Below are 14,003 nucleotides of genomic sequence, written 5' to 3' on the forward strand. Positions count from 1 at the left end.
GCCGGTGTATCTCCACACCGGCGACGCGGCGATCGCACCTCCCGCGGCTCCCTGTGCCGCTTGCCCGTCGCGCCACCGCTCGATCTGCGCCGACCTCGACGCGCCGGTGCTGGGCGCGCTGTACCGCCTCGGCCGGACCGAAACGCTCCGCGCCGGCGAGACGCTGGTGTGGGAAAGCGACGAGACGCTCGTCGTCGGCAATCTGCGCGAAGGGCTCATCAAGCTCACTGCCTCGCTCGGCGATGGCCGCGAGCAGATTCTCGGCCTCGCCTTTCCCGGCGATTTCGTCGGCCGCCCGTTCGGCGACCGCGCCGGCCATTGCGTGACGGCGCTCACCGACGCGAAGCTCTGCGTCTTTCGCCGGACCGCGTTCGACGCCTTCGCGCGCGAGCATCCGCAGGTCGGGCACGCGCTCCTGGTCCGTACGCTCGACGAGCTCGACCGGGCGCGCCGCTGGATGCTGCTGCTCGGCCGCAAGAGCGCCGAGGAGCGAGTGGCCAGCCTCTTGCTCGAACTGGCGGAACGCAGCGGCACGTGCGACGGCGCGCGCGTCGCGCTGGAGATCACCCGCCAGCAGATGGCCGACCTGCTCGGCCTCACCATTGAGACTGTCAGCCGCAAGATCACGCGCCTCAAGTCCGACGGCGCGATCCGCCTGCACGGTCCGCGCGCCTTCGCGGTCGTCGATACCGATGCGCTGGCCGCCCGCACCGGCGGCTGATTGGGCGCCGCCCGCACCGGCGGCTGAGCCCGCGCGCGCCTAGAGCGTCTTGCGCAGCTTCAGAAAGAGCCACGGATCCCAGCGAGTCGCCCGCTCCTCGACGAACAGGATCGGCGTGGTATCGCGTCGGCCGGCGTGCACTTCGCGGATGTTGCGCGTCAGCACGTCGTTGACGTTGCCCGCCTCCAGCCGGACGGTCAGCGTGCGCGACGGCTTCCACTGGACATACACCTCCAGCATCGGCTGCTGGATGTAGCGGCGCAGCTCGCGCACACGATAGTTGCGCGTCCGCGCCACGTCGCAGCCATGCTCGACGCCCCAGGCCCAGCGGCCGTCGTCGATATCATGGTCGAAGCTGATCGAGCAGGCGAAGCCCAGCTGGCCCGAGATCCGCCGCTCCTCGCCGGTCAGCGGGTCGGTCGCGCGCGACCATTGCCAGCTCGTGCGTGCCTGCAGCAGCGCATTGTCGAGCCCCAGCCGGTCGAACGGCAGCGCAAGCGTGAGCTGAACGATCTCGCCGGTGCCCGATCCGATGTTCCCCACCGCGTCGAACCCGTCGACCAGCGGGATATAATCGATGATGTCCTCATAGATCAGCCGCTGCGCCAGCAGCGAGACCACGCCCTTCTGCCAGAAACGATATTCGTAGGCGGCATCGAACACCGTCGTTTGCTGCGGCACCAGATCGGCGTTGCCGCCCGCCACGGTACCCAGATCGACATCGTTCGACGCGACAAAATCGTCGAAATCAAGCTGACTCACCACACGCTCGGCGCGCAGCCGCAGCTGGTGGCCGTCGCCGATCGCCCAGGTCGCCTGCACGCGCGGCTTCAGATAGAAGAAGGTTTCGGCGCTGTCGGTATCGCCGGTCTGCGCGATGCGCGACAGCTCGGCGCGCGTCCCCGCCTCCAGCGTCAGCCGCTCGGTGATGCGCCACGTCGCCTGCGCGAACCCTTCGCCGCGAAGCTCGCTCACGCGTACCGCGGCATTGGGCAGGTCCACCGCGATCGCGGCGCGGCGATAGCTCGTCACGCTGTCGAGGAAATTATAGGCGATCTCGCCTCCGCCCTCGAGCGCCCAGTCCTCCTCTGGCCGATAGCGCACGATTGCCCGGCCCGCGCTCTCCCCCGAATCCGATTCGAGCGCGAAATACGCGGCGCTGCCCGAGCTCAGCAGCGTATAGTCATAGGTGTAGCGGCCCAGCCGCTGGAGCGCCGTCAGCTCGATCTCGGCCTCGGTGCCGATCGGCTGTTCCCAGCGCGCGCCCAGCTCGCCGGTCCAGTCGCGCCCGAGTGAATCGGTGAATTCGTCGCTGCCTGCTCCGGCGAGCACGGTCACTGTCTGGCGGTTCTCCAGCGTGTTGAAATCGAAGAGCCCATTGATGCGCAGCTTGCCGCGCCCCACCGGGCGCTGGATCGATCCGCGCAGATTGATGTCGCGATAGCGATCCCACAGGTCGAGATCGGCCAGCTGGATCAGCCCCCCCGCCCCGTCGGTGCGCGTGCGCGTGCCGAAGCCGGTGCCGCCGGTGCGGTCGGTGGTGGCATAGAGCGCGAATTCGGTCTGGCGGTCGCCTTGCCGCCGCGAATAGGAAAGCCGCGCCTGCGGCCCGAATTCGGCACCGGGGTAGAGATAGCTGTTGAGTTCGATCGCCACTTCGCGCGTGACGGTCTGGCGCACCACCACATTCACCAGCACCGACTTGCCCTGCATGTCGATGCCCGGCGCGCCGCCGCGGATCAGCTCGATCCGCTCGACGCTCGCCGCCGGAATCCGGCTGAGCACTTCGTCGAGCCGGTCGCTCTTCGATGCCGGACGCGCGCCGTCGATCAGCACGTTGCCCGCGGCTCCCGCCAGTCCGCGCGTCGCCGTGTTGCCGAGGTCGAGCCCGAATCCGGGGACGCGGTTGACCATGTCGAGCGCCGTGTCGGGGCCCGAACTCGCGAAGAAATCGGGCTGATAGACGATCACGCCCTGGCGCTGCGGCGGCGACCCCTGCGCCGCTGCGCGCGCGGCTTCGCCCGGCGGAATGTCGGCATCCACAGGCACGCTGGGCGCATCCTGCGCGAACGCGGCGGACGGCGCCGCGATCAGCGCGGCCACCGCTGCCAAGGCGATACGCATCGACTCTGGTCTCCCCCTTGAAGACACCGCTTGGCACTTGGTGCACGCCTGCCGCCCCGAGCGCAGGCGCCGTGCGGCTCTGTCGGCCACGGCGTCTCCGGCGACGCTAGCCGATCGCGCGCTGCTTCGCCAGCATGGCGTGCGCCCGCGCCACCGCAAAAATCGCTGTCCTACATATAACCAGATGGGTTATCGTGAGTCGCTTTGCAGCATCAGGAGCGCAGCCATGACGATCGACCAGATCATCGACGATGTGATCGCCCGCGAAGGCGGCTATGTGAACCATCCCGCCGATCGCGGCGGCCCCACCTGCTGGGGGATTACCGAGGCGGTGGCGCGGCAGCACGGCTATGCCGGGCCGATGCGGAGCTTTCCGCGCGCCGAAGCCGCTGTCATCTACCGCCGGCTCTACTGGCTCCGCCCGGGGTTCGATCGCGTCGCCGAACGCGCGCCGCGTCTTGCCGCCGAGCTGTTCGACACCGGCGTCAACATGGGGCCTGCCGTCGCCGCGGGCTTTCTCCAGCGCGCGCTCAACGCGCTCAATCGCGGCGCTTCCGACTATTCCGACGTCGCGCTCGACGGCGTCGTCGGTCCCGCGACGCTCGCGGCGCTCGACGGCTATTTGCGCACGCGCGGCCGCAGCGGCGAGACGGTGCTGCTCAAGGCGGTCGAGGCGCTGCAGGGCGAACGCTACCTCCACCTCGCCGAGCGCCGCCCCGCCAACGAGGCCTTTCTCTACGGCTGGCTCGCCAACCGGCTGTCCGACCGCCTTGACTGAGTCACGCGCGCGGGCGAGCGCGCGCGCGTTGAGGTGCGACTTTAGTGCGACCTTCGGCGGAATCCCGCCATCTTTGAAAGGAGAACCAAATGGGTTTGCTTGACGGCATCATCGGCCCGATCGCCGGGCTGATCGACAGGATCATTCCCGATCCCGAGGCGCGCGATCGCGCTAAGCTCGAACTGCTCCGGCTCGAGGGCAGCCAGGAGCTCGAATCGATCCGCACCCAGCTTTCGGCGATCGTCGCCGAGGCGCAGTCGACCGATCCCTGGACCAGCCGCGCGCGGCCGAGCTTCCTCTATGTGATGTATGCGCTGCTGCTCTGGGCGATCCCGATGGGGCTGATCGCCGCGGTGCGGCCGGAGATGGCGCAGGGCATCGCCGCCGGCATGAACGCCTATCTCGCGGGCATTCCCGAGCCGCTCTACGCGCTCTTCGGCACCGGCTATCTCGGCTACACCGCCGCGCGCCAGTGGGGGAAGATCCGGGGCGTCGAGCGCTAGCGGATCAGTGCGTGCGCCGTGCGGGGTCGCGGCGCCGCATTTCCAGCCAGGCGCGAAAGCCGCGCGGGCGCTGCGTCGCCGCTTCGTCCATCTCGTGCAACTGGGCCATGTCGCCGGCCATCGGCTGGGCCGGGACGTCGCGGACATCGATCCATTGACGCACCATTTCACCTCTCCCGCTCGCGGGCTTTTCGCCCACATCTTCCTTGTAGAGAGTTTGGATGAGCGAAGGATGAATCGCCGGGGGTTTGCGGCGAACGCCACAAGGGCCATATCGCCGCCCATGAGCGACAAGTCAGCGGTGTGGCACGGCACCACGATTCTCTCCGTGCGCAAATCGGGCAAAGTTGTGATCGCCGGCGACGGCCAGGTCACCCAGGGCCATACGGTGATGAAACCCAATGCCCGCAAGGTGCGCCCGCTGGGCGACGGCAAGGTGATCGCCGGGTTCGCCGGCGCCACCGCCGACGCCTTCACGCTGTTCGAGCGGCTCGAGGCCAAGCTCGAGCGGCACCAGGGCCAGCTGCTGCGCGCGGCGGTCGAGCTCGCCAAGGAGTGGCGGACCGACAAATATCTGCGCAACCTCGAGGCGATGCTGATCGTCGCCGACAAGGACATCACGCTGATCGTCACCGGCAACGGCGACGTGCTCGAGCCCGAAGCAGGCATCGCCGCGATCGGATCGGGCGGCAACTATGCCCTGTCGGCCGCCCGCGCGCTGGTGGACTATGAGGCGGACGCCGAAAAGCTCGCGCGCAAGGCGATGGGCATCGCGGCGGAAGTGTGCGTCTACACCAATGACAATCTCACTGTGGAACTGCTCGACAGCGACAGCTGACCCGGCGGTTCGCTCCTGTGGCAGCGGAGGAGGCGGCATCCGTCACTCGGGCCTTGTGCCGCGATCCATCGGGCAGCAAGCACCAGTGTGCCGCGGAACGGCGAATCCCGGAAGAGGTTCGGGAATGGCAGAGAGGCCGAGGAGGAGGGATCGTGCATCGCCCGCTTGACGCTGCTCCTGCCGCAACCGTCCCGATCGGCCGCAGGGCCTTCGCTGCCGGGCTCGGCGCGCTCGCCCTTCCCGGCTGCTCCGCCACGGCGGTCCGGCCGGGCACTGCATCGGCGCAGGCGGCCTGCCTGCGCCCGGTGAACGTCTCGCCCGATCGCGTCATCCGCACGGTCGCGGGGCTGCGCCCCTATCGCCGCTCAGGCTTCGTCGTCCGGCGCGAGGCGCTGGGCGACACCGCGCTGATCCATAATTATGGCCATGGCGGCTCTGGGATTACGCTCAGCTGGGGCACTTCGCGGCTTGCGGCCGATCTCGGCCTGCCCGGCCATCAGGGGCCGGTCGCGGTGCTCGGCTGCGGCATCGTCGGACTGACCACCGCGCGGCTGGTGCAGGAGGCCGGGTTTCCCGTCACCCTCTACGCGAGGGAGCTGCCACCCGAGACCACGTCGAACATCGCCGGCGGTCAGTTCGGCCCCTCCTCGCTGTTCGATCCCGAGTTCGTCGACGAAGCCTGGCGCGCCCAGTTCCTCGCGGCGCTTCACTATGGCTGGCGCCGCTTCCAGATCATGGTCGGCGACGACTATGGCATCCACTGGACGCCGACCTATGAGCATAGCGACGGCACCGCGCCGCATGCGGCGATGCGCCCCTTTCATCCCAATGGCCGCGTCCTCGGCCCGGGCGAGCACCCGTTCCCGAACACCCATGTCTTCGCCTATGACACGATGTACGCCGAAACCGGGCGGCTGCTCCGCCAGCTGATGCGCGACGTGCAGACCGCGGGCGGGCGGATCGAAGTCCGCGACTTCGCCAGCCGCGAGCAGGTGATGGCGCTGCCCGAAAAGCTGGTGTTCAACTGCACCGGGCTAGGCGCACATGCGCTGTTCGGTGACGAAGAGCTGATGCCGATCCGCGGCCAGCTCGCGATCCTGCTGCCGCAGCCCGAAGTGACCTACGCCTATCTCAGCGGGTCGCTCTACATGTTCCCCCGCGCCGACGGAATCGTGCTGGGCGGCACCTTCGAGCGCGGCCAATGGGACGCGACGCCGCAGCCCGACTCGATCGCCCGCATCCTCGATCGCCACGCCGCCGTGTTCGGCACCATGTCCTGCCCGGCTTGATCGGCGCAGGCGCGCCCCAATATCGGGCGCCATGACACACCCCGGCGTCGGTTTCCTGCCAGCGCCCTTTCAAGCGAAGCGAATGAACGACAACCTGACTCCCAAAGCCATCGTCGCCGCGCTCGACGCGCACATCATCGGACAGAAAGACGCCAAGCGCGCGGTCGCGGTCGCGCTGCGCAACCGCTGGCGTCGCCAGCGGCTCGGCGCCGACCTGCGCGACGAAGTGACGCCCAAGAACATCCTGATGATCGGCCCGACGGGCTGCGGCAAGACCGAGATCAGCCGCCGCCTCGCCAAGCTGGCCGATGCACCGTTCGTGAAGGTGGAAGCGACCAAGTTCACCGAAGTCGGCTATGTCGGCCGCGACGTCGAGCAGATCGCCCGCGACCTGGTCGAAGAGGCGATCCGGCTCGAGAAGGACCGCCGCCGCTCGGCCGTGAAGGACAAGGCGGAGGAAGCGGCGATGAACCGCCTGCTCGACGCGCTGACCGGCAAAGACAGCTCGACCGCGACTCGCGAGGCGTTCAAGCAGCGCTTCGAGGAAGGCATGCTCGACGACAAGGAGATCGAGATCGAGCTGGAGCAGGCGCCGCAGATGCCGTTCGAGATTCCCGGCGGCGGCGCGCAGATGATCAATCTGGGCGAGATGATGGGCAAGGCGTTCGGCGGCCCGCCGCTCAAGCGCCGCAAACTTTCGGTCCGCTCGGCCTGGGACAAGCTGGTCGACGAGGAATCGGAAAAGCGGCTCGATCAGGACGAAGTGAGCCGCATCGCCATCGCCGATGCGGAGGCGAACGGCATCGTCTTCCTCGACGAGATCGACAAGATCGCGGTCAGCGACGTCCGCGGCGGCTCGGTGAGCCGCGAAGGTGTGCAGCGCGACCTGCTGCCGCTGATCGAGGGCACCACCGTCGCCACCAAATACGGGCCGATGAAGACCGATCACATCCTCTTCATCGCCAGCGGCGCCTTCCATGTGGCAAAGCCGAGCGACCTGCTGCCCGAGCTGCAGGGCCGCCTGCCGATTCGAGTCGAATTGCAGGCGCTGACCGAGGAGGATTTCGTCTCGATCCTCAGCGACACCAAGGCGTCGCTGCCCGAACAGTATAAGGCGCTGATCGGCACCGAAGGCGTGACGATCGAGTTCACCGAAGACGGCATCCGGGCGGTGGCGCGGATCGCCGCCGAAGTGAACGGCGAGGTCGAGAATATCGGCGCCCGCCGGCTCCAGACGGTGATGGAGAAGCTGCTCGAGGAAGTGAGCTTCGACGCCGAGGATCGCGGCGGGCAGACGCTGACGGTCGATGCCGCCTATGTCGAGCGCCAGCTCGAAAGCATCGCCCGCAACACCGATCTCAGCCGCTACGTCCTCTAGAGCTGCCGCTAGTCCGGGCGCCGGTAGGGGATGAACTGTCCCAGCCGGCAGCTGGCGGAGGGGATGCTCGCCCCTTGCTCCAGCACCCGGAAGCTGTCGTTCTGACAGAGCTGCGATCCATGGAGTTCGACGATCAGCGTCGGACTGCCGCCGCGCAGCGGAGTGCAGCCGACGGGCAGCTCGTTCCGCCAGACGGTATCGCCGACCGGGCGGTAGAGGAGCGTGTCCCGGTCGATGATGCGCGGGGCCTCGAGCCCGCTGGCGCTGACGCAGTCGACAGGCTCTCCGCGAACCCGCCCTTCGAGCGCCGCCGCCAGCTCGCGATCGGCGCGCTCCTGCGCCGTCGCCTCCATCGCTGCATTCTGGGCGCAGCCGCCCAGCAGCGTCGCGACCGCCGCTCCGGCAGCGGCGATCTGCCGGCGCACCGCGCTCATTCCGTCCCCGGCCGCGTATAGGGCACGAACTCGCCGAACGAGCAGGAGCCGGTGATCTGTCCGCCGGTCGGCGCACGGGTCCGGGCGATGTCGCCGGCGCAATATTGCCCGGCGATCGGGCTTTCGGTGACGAGGATATCGTTGAAGCGAAGCGCCGAACAACCGCCGGCGGTGTCGCTGCGCCAGATGCGGTTGCGTCCCTCGATGAACAAAATGGCGTCGCCCGCCCCTTCGATGCGGTTCACGCGATTGCTGTAGATGCAGCGCTGCGGCTCGCCGGGCACAAGGCCCGCAAGCGCCTGCTGCAACTCGGCCTCGGCGCGCTGGTCGGCGGCCGGATCGCTGGTCGCGGTACAGCCGGCCAGCAGCAGCACGGCGGGTATGGCAAATCGGATCATGTCGCTCTCCTTCTCGCCCCCTGCTCGTTCAGTCTAACGCCTCATCCCCGAAATGCATCCTTCGCGGCGCGCAGCTCGGCCAGCCGCTCGGCCGAGGTCGCCCGCAGGAAGGGATTGGTCTCCAGTTCGCGGCCGATCGTGGTCGGCACCGTCGGCTCACCGGCGGCGCGCAGCCGGTCGACTTCCTCCATCCGCTGCGCGATCGCGGCATTGCCGGGCTCGGCGACGCGAGCGTAGCGCCCGTTCGACTGCGTATATTCATGGGCGCAATAGACCTGCGTTTCGTGCGGCAGTTCGCGCAGCCGCACCATGTTCGCGAACATCTGATCCGCCGAGCCTTCGAACAATCGGCCGCAGCCCATCGCGAACAGCGTGTCGCCGGCGAACAGGACCCGCTCGTCGGCGAAGTGAAAGGCGATATGCCCCGACGTATGCGCCGGCACTTCGAGTACCCGCGCCGCCTGCCCGCCCAGCCTTACGATATCGCCCTCGCCCACGCCGCGGTCGAGCGTCGGAATCCGGTCCGCCTCGGCTGCGGGTCCGGTCACGGTCGCTCCCGTCGCTTCCTTGATCGCGGCATTGCCGCCGGTGTGATCGGGATGCCAATGCGTGTTCCAGATCGCCGAGATGCGCCAGCCGCGCGCTTCGGCAGCCTCCAGCACCGGCTCGGCGACCGCCGGGTCGACGACCATCGTCTCGCCCGAACCGGGCTCGTGCACCAGCCAGACATAATTGTCGCTGAGCGCGGGAATACGGACGATTTCCATTGCCTCTCCTCCGAGCGCTTGAGTCTACCCGATCAAGCGATGCGGCGCGAGCACGGTTCCGCGAGCGGCGACGCGGTTAACCAATGGGAAAAGCCTGTGCGGTAGCGCAGGCGCCGTGGGGGAATTGCGCGTCATCGTCGCCGCCGTCTTGGCGGTCCTGCTGTTCATGGCGCCGGCCGCCCGTGCCGAGCTCGCGCTCGCGGACTCCGGTTGCGGCGCAGCCACCGGGCGCGACGGCGATGCCGACGCCGCACTCGCGCAGATCGATCGCAACGGCTGCTCCGGACTCGGCACCATGCCGGGGGAGCGGCAGTGGATGATCGTCAGCTTCCCCGATGCGATCGAACTGTCGCAATCGTCGCTGCTGCGCACCAAGATCGCGCATTTCACTCGGATCGGCGTCCGCATCGACACCGCCGACGGGCGCAGCGTCACCCGCAGCTGGGATCCTTCGATCACGCAGCACAACCGGCTGCCGACCAGCCTCTTTACACTTCCGCTCGACGTCACGGCGCCGATCCAGCGGATCGCGGTGTTCGTCGACGATACCCAATCGGCCGATGCGCTCAGCAATGTCGCCATCGTCCCCGCAGAAGACGCTGCGGCAAGGCGGACGACAGGGGCGCTCCTGTTCGCGCTGCTCTGCGGCCTGATCGCAGTTCCGATCCTCTACAATCTCGCCTTTCTAGCGGTGCTGCGCGAACGCTTTCTTGTCTGGCACATTGCGATGGCGGGCTCGATCCTGGTCTACGCCGCCACTGCCTCGGGGCTGATGCTCGAGCTGTTCCCGGCGCTGTCGCTCCGCGCCCGGATGGAAGTGCTGCACTGGAGCTTCGGCGCATCGATCTCCGCCGGAGCAGTGTTCCTCACCTGCTATGTCGAACGTTCCAGCCTTTCGCCGCGGATGCTGTTTCTGCTGCGTGCTGCCGCCGCTTGGGCGATTTTGGTCAATCTCGCGCTCTCCTTCGCGCCGCTGTCGACACCCGCCGATTTCGATCTGCTGCATGATGCCGGGTTGGGTGTGGTGATGCTGGTGACGATCGCGGCGATCACACAGGCGCTGCGGCGCGGCAGCCGTGCCGCGATCTTCGTGGCCGCCGGCTGGAGCATCATCATTCTCTCGTTGCTCGATCGGCTGGCGCGCGCCTTCGGCTTCTACGACGCGCCCTTGTTCTTTAACGATGTGCTGTACTTCGGCCTCGCCTTCGAAACCGTCGTCACCGCGCTCGGCGTCGCCGGCCGGTTCCTCGCGATCCGACGCGAACGCGACCGCGCCTGCGAACATGCCGAGACGATGGAGCGCCTGGCCGAAACCGATCCGCTCACAGGCATTCTCAACCGGCGTGCGCTGCAGCGACACTATGAACAGGGTGCGCCGCCGATAGCGGTCGCGCTGGTCGACCTCGATCATTTCAAGGGCATCAACGACGCCCATGGCCATGACGTCGGCGATCGCGTGCTGCGCATCGCGGCACAGGCGCTGGACGGCAGCGGCGCGAACATTGCCGGCAGGATGGGCGGCGAAGAGTTCGTCCTGCTGCTCTACGGGTCACGCCCCGAGCGCACCGCCGAGCAGCTTCGCCAGGCGATCACCGCCCGAGTCGCGCGCCACGTCCCCGGGCTGGACCGGCCGGTCACGGCCAGCATGGGCCTCGTCCGCCCGTCGCCCGAGGCGGACTTCGAAGCGGTTTGCGCCGCCGCCGACCGGCTGCTCTATGCCGCCAAGGCGGACGGAAGGAATCGGCTCGTCGGCGCGCCGCCGTCAGCGCTTGGGGTCGCCGCCTGAAGCCGGCTTACCAGCTTCCGGTATTCGGCATCGATGCCCAAGGTTCCTGCGGCTCGAGCCGCCCGTCCTGCAACAATTCGATCGAGATCCCGTCGGGCGTGCGGACAAAGGCCATATGGCCGTCGCGCGGCGGCCGGTTGATCGTGACGCCGGCATGCATCAGCCGCTGGCAGCTCGCATAGATATCCTCTACTCGGAACGCGAGGTGCCCGAAATTGCGCCCGCCGCTATATTCCTCCGGGTCCCAGTTATAGGTTAGCTCCACTTCGGCCCGGCCGGGCTCGCCCGGCGCGCCGCGATCCTCGTCGGCGGCGAGGTAGATCAGCGTGAAGCGCCCCTGCTCGCTTTCCATCCGCCGAGTCTCTTTCAATCCCAGCAGCTCGAAGAAGCGGATCGTCGCGTCCGGATCGCTGACGCGAAGCATGGTGTGCAGATAGCGCATGGCCTGTCCTCCTGAAGATCGGCCCGCGACATAGGGTGCCGGCGGCTCAGCCGCCAGCCGCTCATTCGCCGGCGGCGAACTGCGCCAGCGCCTCGCGTGCCGCCGCCGCGGGCGCCGTCCCGGGGGCGAGCGCGATCACCTGTTCCCAGGCCGAACGGGCGCTTTCGGCATCGCCCTCCAGCGCCGCGATATTGCCTGCTTCGAGCTGCACCGAGGCGTCGTCGCCGGCGAGCCGCAGCGCCTGATCGATGTCGCGCCGCGCACGCATCGAATCCTCCTGCCGCCGCGCAAGAGTCGCCGAGAGCAGCCATGCCAGCGGGTCTTCGGGCGCGTGTCGCAGCGCCTTGTCGAGGTCGCTTCGCGCGCTCGCCAGATCATTCGCCGCAACCAGCGCTCGCGCACGATCGAGATGCGCCTCGCCGCGCGCCAGACCGGAAAGCCCGCCGGCGGCGATCGCGGTATCGAGCGCAGCCCGCGCCTTGTCCGGATCGCCCGCCGCGAGCCAGGCATTGCCCGCCTGTGCCCAGAAGTCGGCGGCGCGGCTGTCCTGTCCCGCCTCCGCCTCGCGCGCGGCATCGGTGAAGGCGCCTGCCGCGGCCTCGTAGCGACGCTGGTTGGCATAAGCGATGCCCAGGCATTGTCGCGCCAGGAAGCCGCCGCCTTGCAGCCGCCAGCGAGTCGCCTCCGTCTCGCCGCGCGCGGGGCTGCTCGCCGCCAATTCCATGCAGCGCGCGCCCCGATCCTGCGGATCGGGCACCGAACCCGGAGCGGCCTGGGCGATCAGGGCGAGGGATTGGACGAGGAGCATCGGGCGGTCACCTCTTCGACGGCGCGGATCAGAAGCGCGATGTCGCGCTCGCGCGACAGGCGGTGGTCGCCGTCCTTGACAAGCCAGGTCTGCACCTCGGCTGAACGAAGCCGTTCGGCGAGGCCCAGTGCGCGTTCCCACGGCACATCGGGGTCGCGCTGACCCTGAAGCAGCACCACCGGTCCATCGAACGCGATCGGACCGATCATCACGCGATTGGCTTCGCCCGAGGTCCAGAACGCGCGCGTGGTGACGGTCGGCTGGTCGGAATAGTCCGACGGTTCCTCGAGCCTGCCCTTGGAGAGCATCTCCAGCTTCTGTTCCTGGGTGAAGCCCCAGTCAGTGAAATCGGGCGCGGCGGCGATGCCGACCAGCCCCGCGACGCGGTCGGGGCGCAGTGCGGCAGCGAGCAGCATCAGCCAGCCGCCCATCGAGGATCCGACCAGGATCACCGGCCCCGTCACCACGCGATCGATCATCGCCAGTACGTCGTCGCGCCAGCGCTCCAGCGTCTGGTCCTCGAAAGCGCCTTCGCTCTCCCCGCATCCGGCATAGTCGAAACGGCAATATTCGCGCCCCTGCGCCTGCGCCCATTGCTCCAGTGCAAGGGCCTTGGTGCCGCTCATGTCGGAGGCATAGCCGGGCAGGAACAGCAGCGCCGGCCCGCTGCCGGGAGCGAGGCGATAGGCGAGCCGGAGGTCGCCGGCATCAAGGAAGGCGGGATCGGTCATCCCGCCGTTCTACGCTTCACGATCCTCCGCTGAAAGGGGAAGTGGCCCGGCTCAGGCGCTCAAAGTGCTCCGGTCGAAAACGTGTCGCATGCGCCCGGATCGCCCGTTTCGAGCCCGCGCCGCAGCCACCGCATCCGCTGTTCCGACGTGCCATGGGTGAAGCTCTCGGGAGCGACATGCCCCTGGCTCTGCTCCTGAAGCCTGTCGTCGCCGATCGCGGCAGCGGCGGTCATGCCTTCCTCGATATCGCCCGCCTCCAGCCGGTCGCGGTTCTGCGCCGCCCACACGCCCGCGAAGCAATCCGCCTGCAACTCGAGTCGAACCGACAGTTCGTTGCCCGCGGTCTGCCCCAGCTGCTGCTGGCGGCGGCGCACTTCGTCCGACGTGCCGAGCAGGTTCTGGACATGGTGGCCGATCTCGTGCGCGATCACATAGGCCTGTGCGAAATCTCCGCGCGCGCCGAAGCGCTGCGCCAGCTCGCGGAAGAAAGACGTGTCGAGATAAACGCCCTGATCGGGCGGACAATAATAGGGGCCGACCGCCGACGACGCATAGCCGCAGGCCGATGTCGCTCCGCCTTCGTAGAAGTTGATCGTCGCCGGGCGGTAGTTCAGCCCCGCCTCGCGGAAGAGCGCGTCCCACGTCTGTTCGGTGCTGGTCATCACGCGGCAGGCGAACTGGCGCTCGGGGGTGTTGCAGGCCGCGGCGCCCGTCGCGCCGCCACCGGCCCCGATCGTTCCGCCGCCGCTGCCGCCTAGGATCCCGCCGCCGCCGCTCAGAAACAGATAGCCGAGCGCGAGGATGCCCAGGATTGCGATCCCGCCGCAGCCGAGCCCGCGCCCCAATAGCAACGGCAGGAATCCCAGCAGCCCGAACCCGCCGCCACCGCCGCCGCCGCTGCCCAGATCGCGCGCGTGGGAAGTGGGGTCGAAATCGTCGAGCCGCATGCCTGTGAACCCCTTGATCGTTTTCTCGCCGCAACAATGCGCCATCGCGGCAAAGCGTT

16 protein-coding genes are annotated in these 14,003 nt (G+C 68.4%); 7 read left to right on the top strand and 9 right to left on the bottom strand.

All coding sequences use genetic code 11. The features are described from left to right. Positions 1 to 4 precede the first annotated feature (4 nt). Positions 5 to 721 (top strand): Crp/Fnr family transcriptional regulator, encoded by a 717-nt coding sequence (locus H7V21_RS06365; protein ID WP_188056000.1) that lies wholly within the window; start codon positions 5 to 7, stop codon positions 719 to 721. 39 nt (positions 722 to 760) lie between these two features. Here H7V21_RS06365 and H7V21_RS06370 read toward each other — a convergent pair whose 3' ends face one another. Next, positions 761 to 2,845, bottom strand: coding sequence for a TonB-dependent receptor plug domain-containing protein (locus tag H7V21_RS06370; RefSeq protein WP_188056001.1), 2,085 nt, complete (start codon positions 2,843 to 2,845; stop codon positions 761 to 763). A 226-nt stretch (positions 2,846 to 3,071) separates the two neighbouring features. Here H7V21_RS06370 and H7V21_RS06375 point away from each other — a divergent pair, with 226 nt between their 5' ends. Both H7V21_RS06375 and H7V21_RS06380 read left to right on the top strand, forming a co-directional pair. Further along, on the top strand, positions 3,072 to 3,623 hold the full coding sequence (locus tag H7V21_RS06375) for a glycoside hydrolase family 108 protein (protein WP_188056002.1): 552 nt from the start codon (positions 3,072 to 3,074) through the stop codon (positions 3,621 to 3,623). A gap of 89 nt (positions 3,624 to 3,712) precedes the next feature. Beyond that, complete coding sequence (locus H7V21_RS06380) at positions 3,713 to 4,126, top strand: holin family protein (protein ID WP_188056003.1); 414 nt, start codon at positions 3,713 to 3,715, stop codon at positions 4,124 to 4,126. Positions 4,127 to 4,130: 4 nt separating this feature from the next. On the opposite strand, the gene H7V21_RS06385 is transcribed toward H7V21_RS06380, so the two are convergent. Continuing rightward, positions 4,131 to 4,292, bottom strand: a complete 162-nt coding sequence (locus tag H7V21_RS06385; protein ID WP_188056004.1) for a hypothetical protein — start codon at positions 4,290 to 4,292, stop codon at positions 4,131 to 4,133. A gap of 117 nt (positions 4,293 to 4,409) precedes the next feature. Here H7V21_RS06385 and hslV point away from each other — a divergent pair, with 117 nt between their 5' ends. The 3 genes from hslV to hslU all read left to right on the top strand — a co-directional run bounded on the left by hslV (position 4,410) and on the right by hslU (position 7,631). Beyond that, on the top strand, positions 4,410 to 4,964 hold the full coding sequence (gene hslV, locus H7V21_RS06390; RefSeq protein ID WP_188056005.1) for an ATP-dependent protease subunit HslV: 555 nt from the start codon (positions 4,410 to 4,412) through the stop codon (positions 4,962 to 4,964). A gap of 152 nt (positions 4,965 to 5,116) precedes the next feature. Then, on the top strand, positions 5,117 to 6,253 hold the full coding sequence (locus tag H7V21_RS06395) for an FAD-dependent oxidoreductase (protein ID WP_262504035.1): 1,137 nt from the start codon (positions 5,117 to 5,119) through the stop codon (positions 6,251 to 6,253). 82 nt (positions 6,254 to 6,335) lie between these two features. Continuing rightward, positions 6,336 to 7,631 carry an ATP-dependent protease ATPase subunit HslU gene (hslU, locus tag H7V21_RS06400; RefSeq protein ID WP_188056006.1) on the top strand — a complete coding sequence of 432 codons (1,296 nt, stop codon included), beginning with the start codon at positions 6,336 to 6,338 and terminating at the stop codon, positions 7,629 to 7,631. Positions 7,632 to 7,639: 8 nt separating this feature from the next. Here the strand turns inward: hslU and H7V21_RS06405 are convergent, their stop codons facing one another. The 3 genes from H7V21_RS06405 to gloB are packed head-to-tail and all read right to left on the bottom strand — an operon-like array spanning position 7,640 to position 9,230. Continuing rightward, positions 7,640 to 8,056: a hypothetical protein gene (locus H7V21_RS06405; protein ID WP_262504036.1), complete on the bottom strand. Its 417-nt coding sequence runs from the start codon at positions 8,054 to 8,056 to the stop codon at positions 7,640 to 7,642. Between the two features lie 5 nt (positions 8,057 to 8,061). Then, positions 8,062 to 8,463 (bottom strand): hypothetical protein, encoded by a 402-nt coding sequence (locus H7V21_RS06410; RefSeq protein ID WP_188056008.1) that lies wholly within the window; start codon positions 8,461 to 8,463, stop codon positions 8,062 to 8,064. 41 nt (positions 8,464 to 8,504) lie between these two features. After that, positions 8,505 to 9,230 (bottom strand): hydroxyacylglutathione hydrolase, encoded by a 726-nt coding sequence (gene gloB, locus H7V21_RS06415; RefSeq protein WP_188056009.1) that lies wholly within the window; start codon positions 9,228 to 9,230, stop codon positions 8,505 to 8,507. Positions 9,231 to 9,345: 115 nt separating this feature from the next. Here gloB and H7V21_RS06420 point away from each other — a divergent pair, with 115 nt between their 5' ends. Beyond that, positions 9,346 to 11,016, top strand: coding sequence for a diguanylate cyclase (locus tag H7V21_RS06420; RefSeq protein ID WP_188056010.1), 1,671 nt, complete (start codon positions 9,346 to 9,348; stop codon positions 11,014 to 11,016). Between the two features lie 7 nt (positions 11,017 to 11,023). On the opposite strand, the gene H7V21_RS06425 is transcribed toward H7V21_RS06420, so the two are convergent. The 4 genes from H7V21_RS06425 to H7V21_RS06440 all read right to left on the bottom strand — a co-directional run bounded on the left by H7V21_RS06425 (position 11,024) and on the right by H7V21_RS06440 (position 13,944). Continuing rightward, complete coding sequence (locus H7V21_RS06425) at positions 11,024 to 11,458, bottom strand: VOC family protein (protein ID WP_188056011.1); 435 nt, start codon at positions 11,456 to 11,458, stop codon at positions 11,024 to 11,026. A gap of 61 nt (positions 11,459 to 11,519) precedes the next feature. Further along, positions 11,520 to 12,266 (bottom strand): tetratricopeptide repeat protein, encoded by a 747-nt coding sequence (locus H7V21_RS06430; RefSeq protein ID WP_188056012.1) that lies wholly within the window; start codon positions 12,264 to 12,266, stop codon positions 11,520 to 11,522. Next, complete coding sequence (locus H7V21_RS06435; RefSeq protein ID WP_188056013.1) at positions 12,239 to 12,997, bottom strand: alpha/beta fold hydrolase; 759 nt, start codon at positions 12,995 to 12,997, stop codon at positions 12,239 to 12,241. The genes H7V21_RS06430 and H7V21_RS06435 overlap by 28 nt, the downstream gene beginning before the upstream one ends. A 59-nt stretch (positions 12,998 to 13,056) precedes the next feature. Further along, the gene (locus H7V21_RS06440; RefSeq protein ID WP_188056014.1) at positions 13,057 to 13,944 is read right to left on the bottom strand and encodes a neutral zinc metallopeptidase; all 888 of its coding nucleotides are present in this window, start codon (positions 13,942 to 13,944) and stop codon (positions 13,057 to 13,059) included. Positions 13,945 to 14,003: the final 59 nt, after the last annotated feature.

It is taken from the genome of Sphingosinithalassobacter sp. CS137 (assembly GCF_014334115.1).
Lineage (GTDB): Bacteria > Pseudomonadota > Alphaproteobacteria > Sphingomonadales > Sphingomonadaceae > Sphingomonas.